Below are 18,226 nucleotides of genomic sequence, written 5' to 3'. Positions count from 1 at the left end.
CCGACACCCCTGCACCGACGTTCCTGCACCGACGTTCCTGCACGACGTCCCTGCACCGACCTTCCGGCACGACGTCCCCGCAGCGACGTTCCGCATCGACGTCCCCGCACCGACTCTCAACTGAGGATTTCCATGACTCTCGACGCCGTGCGCGGCGCCGCGCCGCCGGTTCCGGACCACCGGCGACGCCGCGCGATGACCCCGCTGATGTCCGCCTGCGCCGTCCTCGTGGTGGCGATGGTCGCCGCGATCAACCTGGCCGTCCCGAAGCTGACGCTGAGCTCGCTGCATCCGTCCTCGACGGGCCTGCTCTGGATCGTGGACGCCTACGTGCTCGTCTTCGGCTGCCTGCTCATCCCCGCCGGCGCGCTCGGCGACCGGTACGGGCGCAAGGGCGCGCTGCTCGCCGGGCTCGGGCTGTTCGCGGCGGGCTGCCTGGCCTCGGCCGCCGCCCCGAACGTCCCGGTGCTGCTGGCCGGACGGCTGCTGACCGGCCTCGCCGCCGCGCTGATCATGCCCGCCACGCTGTCGCTGCTGCTCCAGGTCACCGAGCCCGCGCGCCGTCCGCACGCGATCGCCACCTGGACGGCCGCGACCGGCATCGCGGGCGCGGTCGGCAACGTCGCGGGCGGCGCGGTGCTCCAGTGGCTGCCCTGGCAGGCGCTGTTCCTGAGCGCCGTCCCGGTGGCGCTGGCGCTGGCCGCGCTCGTCGCGGCGGTCGCGCCGCGCGGCGAGCGGCATCCCGCCGCGCTCGACCTGCCCGGCGCGGCGCTGCTCACCGGGTCGCTGTTCGCGCTGCTGTTCGGGATCATCGAGGGGCCGGAGCGCGGATGGTCCGACGCGGTGGTGCTCGCGGGCTTCGGCGGTGCGGCCGTCCTGCTCGCGGTGTTCGTCGCGCACGGCTTGCGCGCCCGGCATCCGCTGCTCGACCCGCGCCTGTTCGCCGACCGGAGGCTGGCCGCCGGGGTGGCCGGGGTCGCGGTGGCCTTCTTCGGGCTGTTCGCGCTGTTCTTCGTGAACGCCCAGTACCTGCAGTACGCCAAGGGTTTCTCGCCGGTCGTGACCGGGCTGGCGATCCTGCCGCTGGTCGCCGGGATGTTCGTGGTGTCGCGGCGGAGCGTCGCGCTCGGCGCCCGCTTCGGGACGCGCCGGGTCGTCGTCGCCGGGCTGCTCGGCCTCGCCGCCGGCCTCGGCCTGCTCTCCCTCACGGACGCCGCCACGCCCTACCCGCTGTACGCGGCGTGCCTGGTGGTGCTGTCGGTCGGGATGGGGTTGTGCGTGCCGTCGCTGTCCATCGCGATCATGGGGGCGCTGCCGCCGTCCCGCGCGGGGCTCGGCTCGGGCCTGAACGGCGCGGCCCGCGAGATCGGCAGCGCGCTCGGCGTCGCCGTCCTCGGGACCGTCCTGACCAGCCGTTTCGCGGCCGGGCTCCCGCCCGCGGAGGCGCGGCGGGCGCACGCCCCCGGCCAGGTGCTCGCCGCCGCGCACGGCGCCACCGCCCACCGGACGGCCGTGACCGCGTTCACGCACGCGGCGACGGCGGGCTTCGCGGTGGTCGCCGCCGTCGTCCTCGTGCTGTCCCTGCTGGTCGCCGCCGGACTCGGACGGCCGTCCGCGAACCGCGCCCCGGAGTGAGGACGCCCCGCACGGCGCAGGCGACAACCGCTCGCCTGCGCCGCCGTCCGGGACGGGAAACGGAAGGGGTCTCAGGCCGCGGGCTGGGGCGTCGCCGCCTCGAAGCCGTCCGGGTAGATCATCTCGGCGGGGGCCTTGGAGCGCGGCCGGGCCAGGGGGTAGTAGATCGCGGCGGTGAGGACGAGCCCGACGATCCACGACAGGTCGGCGCCGTCGAGCGCCTTCGTGACCGGGCCGGTGTAGAGGGTCTGGCTGAGGAACGGGATCTGGGCGACGATGCCGACCACGTAGCAGCCCAGCGCGACGGCGTTCCAGCGTCCGTAGCGTCCGCTCGGGTCGTACAGGGCCGGGATGTCGATGCGTTCCCTGGAGATCAGGTAGTAGTCGACCAGGTTGATGGCGCTCCACGGCGTGAAGACCATCAGCAGGGTGAGGACGAAGTTCTTGAAGTTGTCGAGGAAGTCGGCGCTGGCGAGCAGCGCGACGAGCATCGACAGGACCAGGAAGCCGACGATGTAGAGCGTGCGCGCCGCCCGGGACACCCGGCGCCCGCTCGTGAAGGCGGACACCGTGGTCAGGATCGACATGAAGCCGCCGTACGCGTTGAGCGTGTTGATGGTCAGCTTGCCGACGATGATGACGAGGTAGACCAGCATCGCGACCGCGCCGCTGCCGCCGAGGTCGCCCATGAAGCCGACCTGGTTGTCCAGGAAGCCGCCGGATCTCGCCGGCAGCGCCGCGAGCATGACGCCGAAGACCATCGCCCACTGCGAGCCGATCACGCTGCCCCACAGCGTGCAGTGGAAGGTGGTGCGAGGTGAGGTCGTCCGGGGCAGGTAGCGCGAGTAGTCGGCGACGTAGGGGCCGAAGGTGAGCTGCCAGCCCGCGCCGAGCGAGATCGCCAGCAGGAACGTCGCGGTGTTGAACGGCTTCGCGCCGAACATGCCGCCGATGTCGTGCGTGGCCACCAGGCGGATCATCAGGTAGGTGAACCCGACGACGCCGAGCACGGTCGCGGCCCGTCCGAGCGCGTGGATGTACCGGTAGCCGAGGACGGCGACGACGGCGGTCAGCGCGCCGAACACGATGATCCCGACCGGGCGGGAGTCGGTGTGCGCGATCTCGTTGACGGCCTGACCGGCCAGGACGGTGCCGGTCGCGGCGAAGCCGAGGTACATCAGGATCACCAGCAGCAGCGGCACGACGGCGCCGAACACGCCGAACTGCGCCCGGCTGGAGATCATCTGCGGCAGGCCGAGCCGGGGTCCCTGCGCCGAGTGCAGCGCCATGACCGCGCCGCCGAGCAGGTTGCCGGCGAGGAGGCCGACGACCGCCCACAGCGGGTCCGCGCCGAAGACCACCGCGAGCGCGCCGTTGACGACGGCGGTGATCTGCATGTTCGCGCCGAACCAGAGGGTGAACTGGTTGAGGGGCGTGCCGTGCCGTTCGGACTCGGGGACGACGTCGATGGTGCGGCGTTCCACGAGGCTGGATGGGGCCATGGGGTCCGGTCCCTTCGGGGGATGTGGGCACGCCCAAGGTACTTCCCGGACGAACCGAAACGCCGCGCGCGGCAACGCCGTGCTCGGCGCGTCCCGGCAGGACCGTGGATCTCGGGGCAGCGCGGGGCGGCTCAGAGGCGGGTGGGCCACGCGAACTCGTCCACCGCCAGGAAGGGTTCGGCGATCACGGCCGCCGGGGTGAGGCCGGCGAAGGACACGACGTCCCGGTGCAGATGCGACTGGTCGGCGTAGCCGCTCTCGGCGGCGGCGCGCGCCGGGCTCACGCCCGCGACCAGGCGATGGACGGCGTGGTCGAACCGGACCAGCGTCGCGGCGCGCTTCGGCGGCAGGCCGACCTGCGTCCGGAAGCGGGACCACAGGCGCTTGCGGCTCCAGCCGACCTCGTCCGCCAGGCCGTCCACCCTGGCCAGGCCGCGGCTGCCGATGATCCGCCGCCAGGCCCAGGCGACCTCCGGATCCGGACGCGGCCGGTCCGGCTCGGCGGCGCGGCGGGCGAGGAGCACGTCCGCGAGCGCGAAGCGGTCGTCCCAGCGGCGCAGGCCGGCCAGCCGGTCGCGGACGCGCGCGGCCTCGCGGCCCCACAGGTCGTCGAGCGGCACCATCGCGCCGTCCAGCGCGGACGGCGGGACGCCCAGGACGGCGTGCGCGACCAGCGGCGACAGCCGCACCTGCACGGCCTCGAAGCCGTCGCCCCGCACGCGGATGTCCCCCGCCGCCAGCCCCAGCCCCGCGACGAGGCTGCCCCCATGCCGGTCGGCGCCGTTCTCGACGATGAGCGGCCCGGCGCCGAACTCCAGCACGAGCGTCAGGCCCGGATGCGGGATCGCCCGCTGCCCGGCCCCGGCCCCGGCCCCGGCTCCGGCCGTGCCGCGATCGCGGAATCCGGCCATGCGCACGCCGGTCGTCCGGCTCGGCCCGGCCGGGCGCGCGACGTCCCACACCGGCTCGACGTGCGCTGGGGCCCGCATCACCCCATGCTAGGCCGCCGTTCCCGAACCTCCGTTCGCGAGGTTTCGCACAGGCGCGAAGCGTTGTGGTTCCGGACGCCCCGGACGGCATCATTCGGGCCATGACTACCGAGGTGATCAGTGCGGCGGAGTCCGGCGAGTGGAAGCTCGGGGACCTGCCCGTCCACAGGCTGGGATTCGGGACGATGCGCCTGCCGCAGACCGGCAAGGCGCTCATTCCGGACGCCGTCCCGCGCGACCGCGCGCAGGCGATCGCGGTGCTGCGGCGGGCCGTCGAGCTCGGCGTGAACCACATCGACACGGCCGCCTTCTACTTCTCGCCGCTGCGCTCGGCGAACGAGCTGCTCAACACCGCCCTCGCCCCCTACCCGGACGACCTGGTCATCGCGACCAAGGTCGGCCCCGCGCGGGACGCGGCCGGGGAGTGGGCGCCCCACGCCATGACCCCCGAGGCGCTGCGGGCGCAGGTCGAGGAGAACCTCCGGCAGCTCGGCCGCGACCACCTGGACGTCGTCAACCTCCGCATCGTCCGGGACGATCATTTCGAGGAGCGGTTCGGCGCGCTCGCCGAGATGCGGGCCGCCGGGCTCATCCGGCATCTCGGGCTTTCCAACGTCCGGCCGGAGCACGTCGAGCGGGCGCGCGCGATCGCGCCGGTCGTCTGCGTCCAGAACCCGTTCGCGTTCGGCGCCTTCCCCGAGCAGCGGAAGATGCTGCGGCTCTGCGGCGAGCTCGGCATCGCCTTCGTGCCGTTCTACTCGCTCGCCGGGACGCGGCGCGAGGCCGGAGCGGACGAGACGTCCGGCGCGGACGAGAACGACCAGATCCAGGCGATCGCGCGGGCGCACGAGGCGACCCCGGCCCAGATCCGCCTCGCCTGGACGCTGCACCAGGGCCCGCACGTGCTCGCGATCCCCGGCACCGGCGATCTCGGCCACCTGGCGCAGAACGTCGCCGCCGGAGCCATCCGGCTCACCCCCGCCGAGCTCAGCGCCCTGGACGGCGCAGCCGTCCCCACCTCCTGAGCAGCGCCCATCCCGTACGCGGTGCGCATCCCGTACGCGGCGCCCATCGCGTAAGGCACCGTAAGGAACGTCACACGCTCGGGGAGATCAGTCGGCGGCCAGGCGGTCGAGGATGGCGCCGAACACGCGCAGGTCGTTCTCGTCCAGGCGGCTCAGCACGTACTCGCGGACGCCGCGCTGGTAGGTCGGGGTCGCCTCGGCCAGGCGCTCCCACCCGGCCGGCGTGAGGACGGCGTACAGGCCCCGGGCGTCGCTGCTGCACGACTCGCGGCACACCAGGCCGTCGCGCTGGAGCCGGTCGACCAGGCGGGTCAGGCCGCTGCGGGACAGCAGGACCCGGTCGGCCAGGTCGTTCATGCGGAGCCGGCCGTCCGGGGCCTCGCCGAGGTGGGTGAGGACGTCGTAGGAGCCCAGGGCGAGGTCGTGGTCGGCGAGCAGGTCGGCCTGGAGCCGGCTGGAGATCTTGACCTGGGCGCGCAGCAGCGTCCGCCAGACCGTCAGCTCGGCGGCCGTGACCGGGCCGCCCACGGGCTCGGCGGACGGCGGGACGGGCGGCTGCGGGACCGGCGGGGCGGCGGACGGCACTGTCACCCCACCGATCCTACGCCCGCGCCGAGGCCGCCACCCACCCGACCGCCAACCCCGTGACCTGCGAGGACACGCTTTCGACCCCGGATTCGCAAGGGGCGGCCCGGAGTTCGTAGCATGTACGGTATGGCCTCCCCATTGACGATCGAGCAGGTGACCGCGGCGCTCGCCACGGTGAACGACCCTGAGATCCGCAAGCCCATCACCGAGCTCGACATGGTCAAGAGCGTCGACATCGCCGCGGACGGCTCCGTGCGCGTCGGCATCTTCCTGACCGTAGCCGGGTGTCCCATGAAGGACACCCTGACCAGGAACGTCACCGAGGCCGTCGCGAAACTCGACGGGGTCGCGTCCGTCCAGGTCGAGCTGGACGTGATGAGCGACGAGCAGCGCAAGGCGCTGCGCGCCAAGCTCCGGCCGGACGAGGCGGCCAAGGAGATCCCGTTCGCCAAGCCCAACTCGCTGACCAAGGTCTACGCGGTCGCGTCCGGCAAGGGCGGGGTCGGCAAGTCCTCGGTCACGGTCAACCTGGCGGCGGCGCTGGCCGCCCAGGGCCGCAAGGTCGGCGTCGTGGACGCCGACATCTACGGCCACTCGGTGCCGCGGATGCTCGGCGTCGAGCACCCGCCCACCAAGGTCGAGGACATGATCATGCCCCCGACCGCGCACGACGTGAAGGTGATCTCGGTCGGCATGTTCACCGCCGGGAACCAGCCGGTCGTGTGGCGCGGGCCGATGCTGCACCGCGCGCTCCAGCAGTTCCTCGCCGACGTCTACTGGGGCGACCTCGACATCCTCCTCATGGACCTGCCGCCCGGCACCGGCGACATCGCGATCTCGGTGGCGCAGCTGCTGCCGTCCGCCGAGATCCTCGTGGTGACCACGCCGCAGCAGGCCGCCGCCGAGGTGGCCGAGCGCGCGGGCGCGATCGCCGCGCAGACCCACCAGCAGGTCGCGGGCGTGATCGAGAACATGTCCTACCTGACCTGCGCGCACTGCGGCGAGCGCCAGGAGATCTTCGGTTCCGGCGGCGGCGCGACCGTCGCGGACGCGCTGACCCGCACGCTCGGCACCCAGGTGCCGGTGCTCGGCCAGGTCCCGATCGACGTCCGGCTCCGCGAGGGCGGCGACGAGGGCACCCCGCTCGTCCTGTCCGACCCGGACGCCGAGGCCGCCAAGGAGCTGCGCGCCATCGCCGACAAGCTCGGCTCCCGCTCGCGCGGCCTGGCCGGAATGTCCCTGGGCATCTCCCCCAAGCGCCGCTGACGCCCGCAGCGACTCGAAAGGCCCGGCCGCCCAGGCCGGGCCTTTCTTCACTTCGCCATTCCCGCACGCCTTTACCGGCGGGTCCCGCGTCGTCACGCATTAACCGAACAGCCCGGCAATTCACCTGGCGTGCCGCAAGGATTCGCCGAATTGACCGCGGTTCTCCACCACCGCCCGACCGGGACGGCCGGGTCGGATCCGTCAGGTGGCCTCGGTGTCGTACGGGGGGCGCTCGCCGTACTCGAGCTGGCTCGCGGCGGCCGTCGCGTACGAGGTGTCGCTCATGGACGTGCCGTTGCGGTGCTCCGGCTCGGAGTCGAGGTCGTCGAGCAGGTGCTTGCGGACGAACGTCTTGGGGTTCAGGTCGGCGATGTCGAAGTCCTTGAACTCCGGCCCGAGCCCGTCCTGGAGGTCGGCCTTGGCGCTGTTGGCCATCTCGCGGAGCTGCCGCAGCGCCCGGCCCGCCTGGCCGGCGACGGTCGGCAGCTTGTCCCCGAAGATCAGCAGGGCGAGCACGACGAGCACGACCATCTCGCCGAGTCCTACGTCGAACAACCCGTCCTCCAACGTGCCAGGGGGACCGGACCCCGTGCCGCGCCCGGTCACCTCAGCCTATCTCCCCTCAGGTGAACGCAGGCTTTCCGTCTCCGCCCGCCCGGCCGTCCGGCGACACCCGGCGCCCCGGCTTCCCGGCGGGTTCGCGCGACCATCCGTGGCCACTTGTGTCCACCTCGTTGACAGCGATCTCGGACGGCACTTTGGCTACTGCTGAAGTCGATCAATCCGCGACGCCGCTCGGCGCACGGCCGGAAGCGGCACCATCGGAGGTACCGGATGTCCGACAGCAGCTCCGTCCACCCTCGCCGCGGTCTTCTGCGCCGCCTCTCCCTCGGCGCGGCCTCCCTCGCCCTGTGCGCCGGCGGCCTCGCCGGGATCGCCCCGACGGCGAGCGCGACCGGCACCCCTCGTCCGCCGTCCGCCGGGGACGTCTCCGCGAGCGCCGTCTGGACGGCCCGGGTCAAGTGCCAGATCGTCCGGCACGGGGCGGCCATCGGATACCGCGAAGGCGGCGGTTTCGGGAAGAACAGGACCGCCGCGGTCAACGCCGCGAAGCGGAACGTGAAGGTGCCGCACGGAGCCTACAAGCGCCACTGCCGCGTACTGTGGGTCATCAAGGGCACCATATGAGCCACCACCGGTGAGCGGAGCACGGTGTGAGCCGGGGACGACGTGAGGCGAGGGCCGGGTGACCGCGGGCGGGGAGGCCGGGCCGGGCGTCCGTGAGGCGAGGGCCGGGTGACTGCGGGCGGGGAGGCCGGGCCGGGCGTCCACGAGGTCGTGGTGACCATGAGCACCGGTCGGCGCGCGGCGGAGGCGTTCCACGACGCCGTGGCCCTGGCGCTCTGCCCGAACCCTGATCATCCACCGCCCTGCCCGATCCCGTGGTCATCATCCTTGCTTGAGGACGCCCCGGTCGCGGGCGGCTTCGAGGAGCGACTTGGGGTTCTCTGCGGCCCGGACGACCTCGCCGGGGTCGAGGAGCTCGTCCGGCGGACGCTGGCCACGGTCGGCGTCGCCGAGTACTCGCTTCACATGCGGCACTCCGAGGACGAGCCGGAGCTTCGGGAGGACTACGCCGAGCTGGTGGAGCAGGCCGCCGCGGAGGGTTCGCCTCCTCGGCGGCGGCTGCGCTGACCGGGCACGGTCACGCAAAGCTGAGGGGAGGCCGCGCTGGGCGCGACCTCCCCTCAATGGTGGGTCAGTTGGCCGTTCCCAGGGTGACGTCCACGGTGGTCTCCTTGCCGCCGCGCTGGTAGGTGACCTTGATCTGGTCGCCGGGGGCGTGGCTGCGGACCTGGGCCAGCAGGTCGGCGGAGGTCTCGATCGGCTGGTTGCCGATCTTGACGATGACGTCGCCGGGCTTGAGGCCCGCGCGGTCGGCCGGGCCGCCCTTGACGACCGCGGGCACGTTGCCGTTCGGCTGCGGGGAGATCCGCACGCCCGGCCCCTCGAACTGCGGGTCGATGGCGATGCCGAGCTGCGCCCGGCGCACCCTGCCGGTGTTGATGATCTCCTCGGCGACCCGCTTGGCCTGGTTCACCGGGATGGCGAAGCCGAGGCCGATGGAGCCCTGCTGCTCGGCGCCGCCGGTGAGGATCGCGGTGTTCATCCCGATCACGCGGCCCTTGGCGTCCACCAGGGGGCCGCCGGAGTTGCCGGGGTTGATCGCCGCGTCCGTCTGGATGGCGTTCATCACGGTGTTGTCGCCGCTGCCGCCCTCGCCCTTGGTGGGGACGGCGCGGTTCAGCGAGGACACGATGCCGGTGGTCACCGAGCCCTGCAGGCCGAGCGGCGAGCCGATCGCGATCACCGGGTCGCCGACCGCGAGCTTGTCGGAGTCGCCGAGGGTCAGCGGCGGCAGCGGGTGGTTGCCCTCCGGCTTGATCACCGCCACGTCCGAGGACGGGTCGGTGCCCTTGACCGTGGCGGGCAGCGACGTCTTGTCGTTGAACACCACCCGGATGCTCGCGCCGGCGCCGAGCCCGGCCACCACGTGGTTGTTGGTGATGATGTAGCCGTCGTTGACGATGAACCCGGTGCCCGCGGCCTCGCCGCTCTGCCCGGTCACGCGGATCATGACCACGCTCGGCAGCACCCGCTGCGCGACGCCCGCGACCGAGTCCGGCGGACGGTTCTGCACCGGGGCGTTGTCGTTGCCGCTGCCCAGGCTCACCGAGCTGCCGCCGTTGTCGTCCCGGCCGCCGGTGCCGAGCGCCACGATGCCCGCGCCGAGACCGCCCGCGACCAGCGCGATCAGCAGTCCGATGACGGCCAGGGCGCCGAGGCCCGGCCCGCCGCGCCCCGCGGACGGCGGAGCGGGCACCGGCGCCCAGTTGGGACCGCCCGGCGGCTGACCGAACCCTCCGGGAGCGCCCGGAGCCGTGCCGGGACCACCCGGCGCGCCCGGCGCGCCCGGTCCGGTCGGTCCGCCGGGGCCGGTCGGTCCGCCCGAGAGCGGCTGGGGAGCGCCCGGAGGCGGCGGACCGCCCGGAGCGCCCATCGGCGGGCGCGCGCCCGGCGGAGCCGGCTGGGGCGACGCCTGCGCGGCCCAGCCGAACTGCGCCGCGGCGGCGGCCCGCGGGTCCTGGTCGTGCGGCGCGAACGCCGGACGTCCCCGCCCGTCGTCCACCTGCGGCATCTCCTGCGCGACCGGGCCGCCGGACGCGTCGTGCGCCACACCGCCCGCCGCGTAGGGCTCCTGCCCGGACGCCGCGTAACTCTCCTGGCCCGACGCCGCGTAAGGCTCCTGGCCGGACACCGCGTAAGGCTCCTGGCCGGACGCCGCGTACGCCTCGTTGCCGACCGAGCCGTAGGCGTCGTGGCCGGGCGTCCCGTACTGCTCCCGCCCGCTCGGCGCGGACGTCCCGTAGGACGGCTCGTCGGGAGAGTCCGGCGGGGCGAAGCCGCTCGGCTCGCCGTCGGTCAGCGTCGGGAGCGGTCCGGAAGAGCTGTCGGCACGGGCGGGGTCGGCGTCCGGTGCCGCGTCCGATGCGGTGTCGTCGCCCTGCTCGGGGTCGTGGTCGGTCAGGGTGTCGCGCGTGGCCGCACCGGCGACCGGCCGGTCACCGGACGTCGGCGAGTCGCCCGCGGCGGCTCCTCGCCCGTTCGCCCGCTCACCCGCGGCTCCCGCGCTTCCCGCCGCACCCGCGCTTCCCGCCGCACCCGGCGCACCCGGCGCTCCCGCGCTTCCCGCCGCACCCGGCGCTCCCGCGCTTCCGGCGACGCCCGCGCTTCCTGGCGCTCCCGCGCTTCCCGCCGCGCCCGGCGTTCCTACGGTTCCCGCCGCACCCGCGCTTCCCGCCGCACCCGCTGTGCCCGCGCTTCCTGCGGGGCCCGGCGTTCCTGCGGGGTCCGAGGTTCCGGCGGCGCCTGCGGCGCCCGTGTTGCCCGCGGTGCCCGCGGCGCTCCCGGTTCCGGAGGCGTCCGGCCGCCCGTCGTCCTGGCCGGGGGCGAGGTCGTCCCGCTCCGTCCCCTCGACCGCTCCGCGGCTGTGTTCCGTCATCCCCACTCTCCTACCGGGCATGAATCTCGTTGATCCGGGCTCATCGTCGCCGAGCCGGCATGTGATGAGCGTAAAGCTCTGGGCAACCTTCCCCGGGGTGTCCGGCCGCCGCACCGACCCATTGTGGAGGATGCGCGAAGCCCCCGAGCACGGACGACCCGGACCCGCCCTCCGTACCCATCTGACCAGATTGCCCCGACTCGTCAGTCGAAGGGGTCGGCCCAGGACACCAGACGCCCGAAACCCCGGCGCATGCGCGTCCAGAAAGCGGTGCGGCCCTCCGGGAACGCCTCGGCGGCGGCGGACGCGGTGCTCTCCGGCGCGTCCGTGAGCACGGTGTAGACGTAGTCGCCGCGCTGCTCGACCACCCAGTTGCGGACGGTGTCGCGGCGGTAGACGGTGTGGCCGTCCAGCCGCTCCCGCGTCCAGCCGGTCAGGCGGTTCCGGTCGAGTCCGCCGTGCTGCACGAACACCGACACCACGGCCAGGCCGTCGGAGTAGCTGAGGTGCAGCACCGCCCCGCCGGACATCGCGTCCGAGCGGCGCACGTCGTACAGCGCGAGCCTGCCGGGCAGCGTGCGCGGCATCGGCCAGCCGTCCTTCCGCAGTTCCTTGACCTGCGTGGACGTCAGCACCTCCTCGCTCGGCAGCCGCGTCACCTTCCCGGAGGTGGTCTGGTACGGCCCGGTCGCCGCGTCGCCCGGCTCGTCGGCGCGGACGGACGAACCGCGCACGGGAGCGGGCGCCCGCTCCAGCGCGCCCTGCCTCACCACGCGGAACCGGTTGAAACCGACCACCACGACCGCGCGGCCCTCGGTGTCGAGCAGCTCGCGGTGCAGCATGAGGCCGGTCTCGGCGTCGATCCAGAAGCGCCCGGCGGTGGAGCCGTCCGAGCGGCGCGCCTCGACGACGGCGGCGCGACGGCCGCACATCGTCCCGTCGGGCCGCCGGACCAGCGAGTAGTTGCGGGCGAGCAGCGCGATCGTGGCCCGCGTCACGCCGACCGGGACGTCCGCGCCCGGCACGTGCTCGACCTGCGCCGCCGAGGTGTGCGAGCCGTGCCGTCCCCAGGTGGTCAGCACCCGCTCGCCCTCGTAGGGCACCGCGCCCGCGGCGTCGGCGGCGGCGCGCAGCAGCCGCAGCGCGTCCGGGTCGCTCGGCGCGGGCCGGTCGGCGTGCGCGTCACCGGCGAGCACCGCACCGGCGCACACCGCACCGGCGAGACCGACGGCCGTCAGGACACGGCGCCCCCGGTGCCCTCCGCCGCTGAGCGGACGGCGCGGTCGCGGGCGGACGGTTCCGATCACGGCTCCGGCGCGGACGGGACGGCGGTCCGGAGCGTGTCCGGATCGGTCAGCGGATCGGTGATGGGCGTGTCGCCCGAGGTCAGCGCGTGCTCGACCGCGAACCGGTCGAACGCGGGCGTCACGGTCGGCGCGTCCTGGTTGCCGCCCGCCACGTAGGACGCGACACCGAGCCCGAGGAACAGCGAGGCCGCGCCCACCGCCAGGTAGCGGCGCCGCGGCGCCCGCCTGGACCGCGCGGGCCCGGTTCCGGCCGGGCCGGAACGCAGCGCCGACGCGCCCACCAGCGCGGACGCTCCTGCGCGCCGCGCATGGGCCCGACCCACCGAGACGGGCGGACGGTTGTCACGGGGCCGCGGCTTCCGGGCCGTCCCGCCGGAGGGTGAGACCCACGGCGTCCGGCCCTTGGGCGATTCCCACGGGGCACCGGGACCGGTCTGCTCGTCCGGCCGCGTCGCGTTCGCCGCGTCCCCGCCGGACGCTGCTCCGTCAGCGGCGGCGAGCGTCTCCCCCAACCCGCGCAACCGCGCGAGGAAGTCAGGAGTGGGCATGTCGTCCGGCAGGGGCGCTTCTCCCGCGCCACGCCGCCTTTCGGCGCTCCCGAAGCGCCCCGAGTCGCAAGGATCGTCCGACCTGCGAAGGTCGTCCGGGCCGCGGAGACCGTCGCGTCCGCGGAGACCGTCGCGTCCGCGGAGGTCGTCGGCTCCCCAGAGGTCGCCCAGCCTGCGGAAGTCGTCCGACCCACGGAAGTCCCCCGACTCACGAAGGTCGCCGAGCCCGCGGAAGTCGTCCGGCCTGCGAAGGTCGCCCGGATCGGGGAGGTCGTCCGGCCCACGGGCGTCGTCGGCCCCGCGGAGACCGTCCAAACCACGCAGGTCGTCGGGCCGGCGGAAGCCGTCCAGATCACGCAGGTCACTCGGCCCGCGGAGGTCGCCGGGGCTGCCGAAGTCGTCCAGACCACGCAGGTCGTTCGACCGGACGTCGTCCGGCCCACGGAAGTCGCCCAGGCCACGCAGGTCGCTCGGCCCGCGGAAGTCGCCGGGGCTGCGGAAGTCGTCCAGACCGCCGAGGTCGCTCGGGCCGCGGAGGTCTCCGGGGCTGCGGGGGGTGTTCGGCCTGCGGGAGGCGTGGTCGGGGTGCGGGGTGGTCGGGGAGCGGTCGGGGGCGGGGGTGTCCGGCGCGGACGCGTCGGGTGAGGAGAGGCCGCGGAGGCGGGCCTTCAGGCGTCGCAGCGCGTCGGCCTCCGCGCGGCAGGCCGCGCAGCCCGCGAGATGGCGCAGAGCGCGCTCGCGCTCCTCATGCCCCAGCTCGCCGTCGACCAGAGCGGTCAGACGCTCCCCCAGACAACTCACGCGGCTCCCTCGTCGATCATTCCAAGCTGTGGCGCCCCGAAGCGCGGGACCGCCGTCAGCGGCCCTCCGCGACCGCGGCCGCCGCCGGCTCGGCGACGACCTCGGTTCCCCTGCGGCGGGGCGCCCGGTGCTCCAACGCGGCGCGCAGCTGCGCCCTTCCCCGGTGGATGCGGCTGCGCACGGTTCCCAGTTTGACATCCAGCGTCGCCGAGATCTCCTCGTAGGAGAGACCCTCGATGTCGCACAGCACCACGGCCGCCCGGTACTCGGGGGCCAGGGCGTCGAGCGCGGCCTGGACGTCGGAGTCGAAGTTGCGGTCGTCGTACGCCTGCGCCGGGGTGGGCTCGCGGCCCTGGAGGCGCTCGGCGGCGTCGTCCGCCAGGCCCTCGAACCGGATGCGCTGCTTGCGCCGCGCCTGGTCGAGGAACAGGTTCGTGGTGATGCGGTGCAGCCAGCCCTCGAACGTGCCGGGCGTGTAGTTCGACAGCGAACGGAACACCCGGACGAAGACCTCCTGCGTGAGGTCCTCCGCGTCGTGCTGGTTGCCGGTCAGCCGGTAGGCGAGCCGGTAGACCCGGCCCGAGTGCTCCCGGACGACCTCGTCCCACGACGGCGGCGCCCATTCGGCCTCGGGTGCGTTCTCGCGCGTACGCGCCGCCTCGGCCCGGCCCCTGCTGGAGCCGACCCCTACGGCGCTCTTGAAGGTCAGTGCTGCCACTCCCATGTGCCGGGCTGTTCCTCTCTCCACACGGTGGAACGACACGGTCCTGCCTGGGCTGGGGCGGTTGCCGTACGTGCGATCCACACCCACCCCGACCGGGGCGGGCGCCATCGTGAGTTAGAACGTGCTGCAACGCCAGTTGGTTCCCCGTCAGCGATATTGTCTTTCCAGCATGAGCCAGGCGGGGGTCCCGCGAGGAGGCAGCCATCGACGCCATTGAGGCCACCCTGACCTACGTGGAGGACTTCCTCCCCGAGGACGAGGCGATCGTCAACGCCCGTCACCGGGGCCGGGAGGTCGGCGCCACGCCGATCGGCCCGGCCGGTGGGGCGGCGCTGCGCTTCCTCGCCACGCTGATCGGCGCGCGCACGGTCGTCGAGGTCGGCACGGGCTGCGGCGTGTCCGGGATGTACCTGATGCGGGGGATGCCGAAGGACGGCGTCCTCACCAGCGTGGACGTCGACCACGAGAACCAGCGCCTGGCGAAGCTGGCCTACCGCGAGGCGGGCCTCGGCTCGTTCCGCACCCGGATGATCGTGGGACGCGCCCTGGAGGTGCTGCCGCGCCTCACCGACGGCGCCTACGACATGGTCTTCTGCGACGCGGTCAAGACCGAGTACCCCGAGTACTTCACCGCCGCGCTACGCCTGCTGCGTCCAGGCGGGGTCGTCGCGTTCGACAACGCCCTGTGGCACCAGCGCATCGCCGATCCCGCGCATCGCGGCGACCCCACCACCGAGGCGATCCGCGAGGTGCACCACATGATCCGCGAGGACGAGCGGCTCGTCCCGCTGCTGCTCCCGGTGGGCGACGGGCTCCTCTGCGCCGTCAAGCGCGACTGACCCCCATGCCCGCCTCCCAGGACGCCGGCCGGTCCGGCCCGAACGGCACCAGGCGCAGGTGGGTGGACACGGCGCACGACGTCGAACCGCCCGCCGACACGCCCGAGCCCGAACCCCTCGTCCCCGACGAGGACCCCGCGGACGCCGTGGCCTCCACGGTCATCGCAGACCCCGCGAACACCGCGAACCCCGCGGGCACCGCGAACCCCGCGGGCATCGCAAACCCCGCGGGCATCGCGGACGCCCCGGTCGCCGCCGACGCGGCCAGCGCCGCGGACGCTCCGAACGCCGCGGACGCTGCGGACGTGGCCGACGCCGCGGACGTGGCCGACGCCGCGGACGTGGCCGACGCCGCGGACGCTGCGTCCGACAGCATCCCGGACGACGCGGACGACGCGGACAACGCGCCGGGCGGCACCTTTGACGCGGCGCGCCGAGCGCGGGTGGGCGAGCCGTTCGCGGTCCGCGCCCGCATGACCTGGCGGACGGCCTGGCGCGGCCTGGCGTTCGGCATTCTCCTGCTGGCCTCGGCCGGATTCGTCGCGGGCGGCCTCATGCGCGGCGGCTTCGGCGTCGGAAGCCTCGCGTTTATCGTGCTCGGCGCGGTCGGCCTCGTGGCCTTCGGGGGCGGCTTCGTGGCCGCGATCGGGGGGCCGCTGGCGAAGCGTCCCGTCCTGGAACTCACGGACGAGGGCGTGCACCGTCCCGCGCGCTGGCCGCTCCCCCGCTCCCGCGACCGCGTCCTCCCCTGGACGGACGTGACGGCTCTGCTCGCCCTGCGCCGCGGCGTCGCGGGCACCAAGCGCGGCGAGATGGACTACCTCGTCTTCCTCGGCACGGACGCCGTCCTCGACCTGGCCTGCACCGCCGAGCGCCCGGCCCTGGTCGCCTTCACGCTCGCGGACGTCCCCGCGACGACGCCCGGCATGCCCGAGGCCACCCGCTGGTGCTTCGCCGTGGACCAGGGCTGGGACACCACGCTCCCCGCCCTGGTCAAGCAGATCCGCCGCCGCCACAAGGTCCCGGTGGTAGACCGCCGCACCCGCTGACCGCCCACCACCCCCGCCAACCGACCCCCACACCCGCCGACTGAGCGCCGCGCACGCTGACCGAGCGCGGCGCACGCCGACCGAGCGCCGCGCACGTCGAGCCACCGCCGCGCAGGCCGAGCAACCGCCGCGCAGGCCAAGCGACCGCCGCGGCGCAGGCCGAGCGAGCGCAGCGCGGCGCACGCTGATCGGCCGTGGCATCTGCCGAGCGACCGCGGCGGCCGTTGATCGAGCGCCGCAGCCGCTGACCGTGCGCGGCGTACGCGGGGCGAGCGTCGTGTGCGGGGATCAGGCGGTCAGCCACTCCAGCAGGAGGCGGGTCGAGTAGCCGGTGGCGCCCTTGGTGATCTCCAGGTCGTCGCCGGTGGAGCGGGCCGGGCCGGCGATGTCGAGGTGCGCCCAGGGGCGGTCGCCGACGAACTCGCGCAGGAACAGCGCGGCCATGATGGAGCCGCCGCCGAATCCGCCGCGCTCGATGTTGGCGACGTCCGCGACGTCCGACTCGATGCCCTTGCGGTAGTCCTCGACGAGCGGGAGCCGCCAGAGCGGCTCGCCCGCGGCGGCGCCGGCCTCGGTGAGCGCGGCGGCGAGCGCGTCGTCGTTGGCGAAGAGCGCGGCGTGGCGCAGGCCGAGCGCGACCTTGGCCGCGCCGGTGAGCGTCGCGACGTCCACGACGAGGTCCGGGTCCAGCTCGGCGTCGGCGTAGGCGAGGGCGTCGGCGAGGACGAGGCGGCCCTCGGCGTCGGTGTTCAGCACCTCCGACGTCCGGCCGCCGAAGTGGGTGATCACGTCGCTCGGCCGCATGGACGACCCGGACGGCATGTTCTCGGCCGCCGCGACCAGCCCGGTCACCTTGGCGCGGACGCCGAGGTCGCGCAGCGCGGACAGGACGGCCATCACGATGCCGCCGCCCTGCATGTCGGTCTTCATCGTCTTCATGTTGTCGTTCGGCTTCAGCGACAGGCCGCCGGAGTCGAACGTGATGCCCTTGCCGACGAGGACGACGTGCCGGTCCGCGCCGTCCGGCTCGTAGGTGAGCTCGATGAGGCGCGGCGGGTGCAGCGGCGAGCCGGAGCCGACCGCGAGGAGGCCACCGAAGCCGCCGTCCGCGAGGTCCTTCTCGTCCCGGACGCGGACGGTGAGCCCGTTCTCGGCGGCGAGCTCGCGGGCCCGCTCGGCCAGCCACGCCGGGGTCTTCTCCGAGGACGGCGTGTTGGCCAGGTCGCGGGACAGCGCGGTGGCGCGGGCCAGCGTGACGCCCCGCTCGATCTGCGGCGCGGCCGCCTCGGGCCCCGACTCGGTGAGCACGGTCAGCGTGCCCAGCGGGCCCTTCTTGGCGGGCTCGCCGATGCGGAAGTCGTAGGACGCGAGCAGGGCGCCCACGACGAACGCGGACAGGTCGCCCTCGGGGACGCCGACGACGAGGTCGTCCCGTCCCCGAGCGCGGCGGGCGAGGGCCGCGCCCGCCTTGCGCAGGTCGGCCGGGGTGGCGTCGCCGACGCCGTAGAGCAGCAGCTCGCGGACCTTGCCGCCGACCTGGACGGGCGTGGCGACGATCTCGCCCGGCTCGCCCTTGGCGCCGTGCAGGGCCAGCAGCTCGTCGAGCGCGAAGGGCAGCGCGGCGGCGATCTCGGCGGCGGGCGCGACCGGCCCCTGCCGGACGGGGATCGCGGCCAGCTCGGCGCCGAGGTCGGTCACCGCCTGCGTGACGGTCCCGCCTGCGGGCGCGACCCGGGTCTGGATGGGCATGCTGAACGCTCCCCCTGTGCTGCTGGACGCTGTGCTGCTGGACGAACGGACGGACGGACCGGAAAGCCCTGCGAGGCCCCCGGAGCCGGCGGAGCCGGAGCCCGGGAGAACCTCCCTCGGGAGGCCGGGAGAACCTCCCTC

The 18,226-nt window shown here is 74.3% G+C and carries 16 protein-coding genes; 7 read left to right on the top strand and 9 right to left on the bottom strand.

Annotation, left to right across the window (positions count from 1 at the left end):
- Nucleotides 1-132: 132 nt before the first annotated feature.
- Complete coding sequence (locus tag ACFPCY_RS00430; RefSeq protein WP_378251513.1) at nucleotides 133-1,635, top strand: MFS transporter; 1,503 nt, start codon at nucleotides 133-135, stop codon at nucleotides 1,633-1,635.
- 71 nt (nucleotides 1,636-1,706) lie between these two features.
- Here the strand turns inward: ACFPCY_RS00430 and ACFPCY_RS00425 are convergent, their stop codons facing one another.
- Nucleotides 1,707-3,137 carry a purine-cytosine permease family protein gene (locus tag ACFPCY_RS00425; protein WP_378251512.1) on the bottom strand — a complete coding sequence of 477 codons (1,431 nt, stop codon included), beginning with the start codon at nucleotides 3,135-3,137 and terminating at the stop codon, nucleotides 1,707-1,709.
- A gap of 131 nt (nucleotides 3,138-3,268) precedes the next feature.
- A complete protein-coding gene (locus ACFPCY_RS00420; RefSeq protein ID WP_378251511.1) occupies nucleotides 3,269-4,126 on the bottom strand; it encodes an AraC family transcriptional regulator in 858 nt (285 codons plus the stop codon).
- 101 nt (nucleotides 4,127-4,227) lie between these two features.
- Here ACFPCY_RS00420 and ACFPCY_RS00415 point away from each other — a divergent pair, with 101 nt between their 5' ends.
- Nucleotides 4,228-5,151, top strand: coding sequence for an aldo/keto reductase (locus ACFPCY_RS00415; protein WP_378251510.1), 924 nt, complete (start codon nucleotides 4,228-4,230; stop codon nucleotides 5,149-5,151).
- Nucleotides 5,152-5,238: 87 nt separating this feature from the next.
- On the opposite strand, the gene ACFPCY_RS00410 is transcribed toward ACFPCY_RS00415, so the two are convergent.
- A complete protein-coding gene (locus ACFPCY_RS00410; protein WP_378251509.1) occupies nucleotides 5,239-5,742 on the bottom strand; it encodes a MarR family winged helix-turn-helix transcriptional regulator in 504 nt (167 codons plus the stop codon).
- A 123-nt stretch (nucleotides 5,743-5,865) separates the two neighbouring features.
- Here ACFPCY_RS00410 and ACFPCY_RS00405 point away from each other — a divergent pair, with 123 nt between their 5' ends.
- Nucleotides 5,866-7,005 (top strand): Mrp/NBP35 family ATP-binding protein, encoded by a 1,140-nt coding sequence (locus tag ACFPCY_RS00405; RefSeq protein ID WP_378251508.1) that lies wholly within the window; start codon nucleotides 5,866-5,868, stop codon nucleotides 7,003-7,005.
- Between the two features lie 201 nt (nucleotides 7,006-7,206).
- On the opposite strand, the gene ACFPCY_RS00400 is transcribed toward ACFPCY_RS00405, so the two are convergent.
- Nucleotides 7,207-7,560, bottom strand: coding sequence for a sec-independent translocase (locus ACFPCY_RS00400; RefSeq protein ID WP_378251507.1), 354 nt, complete (start codon nucleotides 7,558-7,560; stop codon nucleotides 7,207-7,209).
- A gap of 279 nt (nucleotides 7,561-7,839) precedes the next feature.
- On the opposite strand from ACFPCY_RS00400, the gene ACFPCY_RS00395 reads away from it, so the two are divergent.
- Both ACFPCY_RS00395 and ACFPCY_RS00390 read left to right on the top strand, forming a co-directional pair.
- Nucleotides 7,840-8,193, top strand: a complete 354-nt coding sequence (locus ACFPCY_RS00395; protein WP_378251506.1) for a hypothetical protein — start codon at nucleotides 7,840-7,842, stop codon at nucleotides 8,191-8,193.
- Between the two features lie 108 nt (nucleotides 8,194-8,301).
- Nucleotides 8,302-8,700 carry a hypothetical protein gene (locus ACFPCY_RS00390; protein ID WP_378251505.1) on the top strand — a complete coding sequence of 133 codons (399 nt, stop codon included), beginning with the start codon at nucleotides 8,302-8,304 and terminating at the stop codon, nucleotides 8,698-8,700.
- Between the two features lie 64 nt (nucleotides 8,701-8,764).
- Here ACFPCY_RS00390 and ACFPCY_RS00385 read toward each other — a convergent pair whose 3' ends face one another.
- The 4 genes from ACFPCY_RS00385 to sigE form a co-directional block, all read right to left on the bottom strand.
- Nucleotides 8,765-11,068, bottom strand: a complete 2,304-nt coding sequence (locus tag ACFPCY_RS00385; RefSeq protein WP_378251504.1) for a S1C family serine protease — start codon at nucleotides 11,066-11,068, stop codon at nucleotides 8,765-8,767.
- Between the two features lie 203 nt (nucleotides 11,069-11,271).
- Nucleotides 11,272-12,264: a MucB/RseB C-terminal domain-containing protein gene (locus tag ACFPCY_RS00380; RefSeq protein ID WP_378251503.1), complete on the bottom strand. Its 993-nt coding sequence runs from the start codon at nucleotides 12,262-12,264 to the stop codon at nucleotides 11,272-11,274.
- Nucleotides 12,265-12,371: 107 nt separating this feature from the next.
- Nucleotides 12,372-13,724 carry a zf-HC2 domain-containing protein gene (locus ACFPCY_RS00375; protein WP_378251502.1) on the bottom strand — a complete coding sequence of 451 codons (1,353 nt, stop codon included), beginning with the start codon at nucleotides 13,722-13,724 and terminating at the stop codon, nucleotides 12,372-12,374.
- Nucleotides 13,725-13,779: 55 nt separating this feature from the next.
- The gene (gene sigE / locus ACFPCY_RS00370; protein WP_378251501.1) at nucleotides 13,780-14,448 is read right to left on the bottom strand and encodes an RNA polymerase sigma factor SigE; all 669 of its coding nucleotides are present in this window, start codon (nucleotides 14,446-14,448) and stop codon (nucleotides 13,780-13,782) included.
- A gap of 233 nt (nucleotides 14,449-14,681) precedes the next feature.
- Between sigE and ACFPCY_RS00365 the strand changes: the two genes are divergently transcribed.
- Nucleotides 14,682-15,287, top strand: a complete 606-nt coding sequence (locus ACFPCY_RS00365; protein WP_378251500.1) for an O-methyltransferase — start codon at nucleotides 14,682-14,684, stop codon at nucleotides 15,285-15,287.
- 5 nt (nucleotides 15,288-15,292) lie between these two features.
- The gene (locus ACFPCY_RS00360; RefSeq protein WP_378251499.1) at nucleotides 15,293-16,336 is read left to right on the top strand and encodes a hypothetical protein; all 1,044 of its coding nucleotides are present in this window, start codon (nucleotides 15,293-15,295) and stop codon (nucleotides 16,334-16,336) included.
- 288 nt (nucleotides 16,337-16,624) lie between these two features.
- Here the strand turns inward: ACFPCY_RS00360 and ACFPCY_RS00355 are convergent, their stop codons facing one another.
- On the bottom strand, nucleotides 16,625-18,085 hold the full coding sequence (locus ACFPCY_RS00355; protein WP_378251498.1) for a leucyl aminopeptidase: 1,461 nt from the start codon (nucleotides 18,083-18,085) through the stop codon (nucleotides 16,625-16,627).
- Nucleotides 18,086-18,226 lie beyond the last annotated feature (141 nt).

This window comes from Actinomadura gamaensis (assembly GCF_042652125.1).
Classification (GTDB): Bacteria; Actinomycetota; Actinomycetes; order Streptosporangiales; family Streptosporangiaceae; genus Spirillospora; species Spirillospora gamaensis.
Note: the sequence above shows the minus strand (reverse complement) of the source record. Positions and strands in the feature narration are given on the sequence as shown.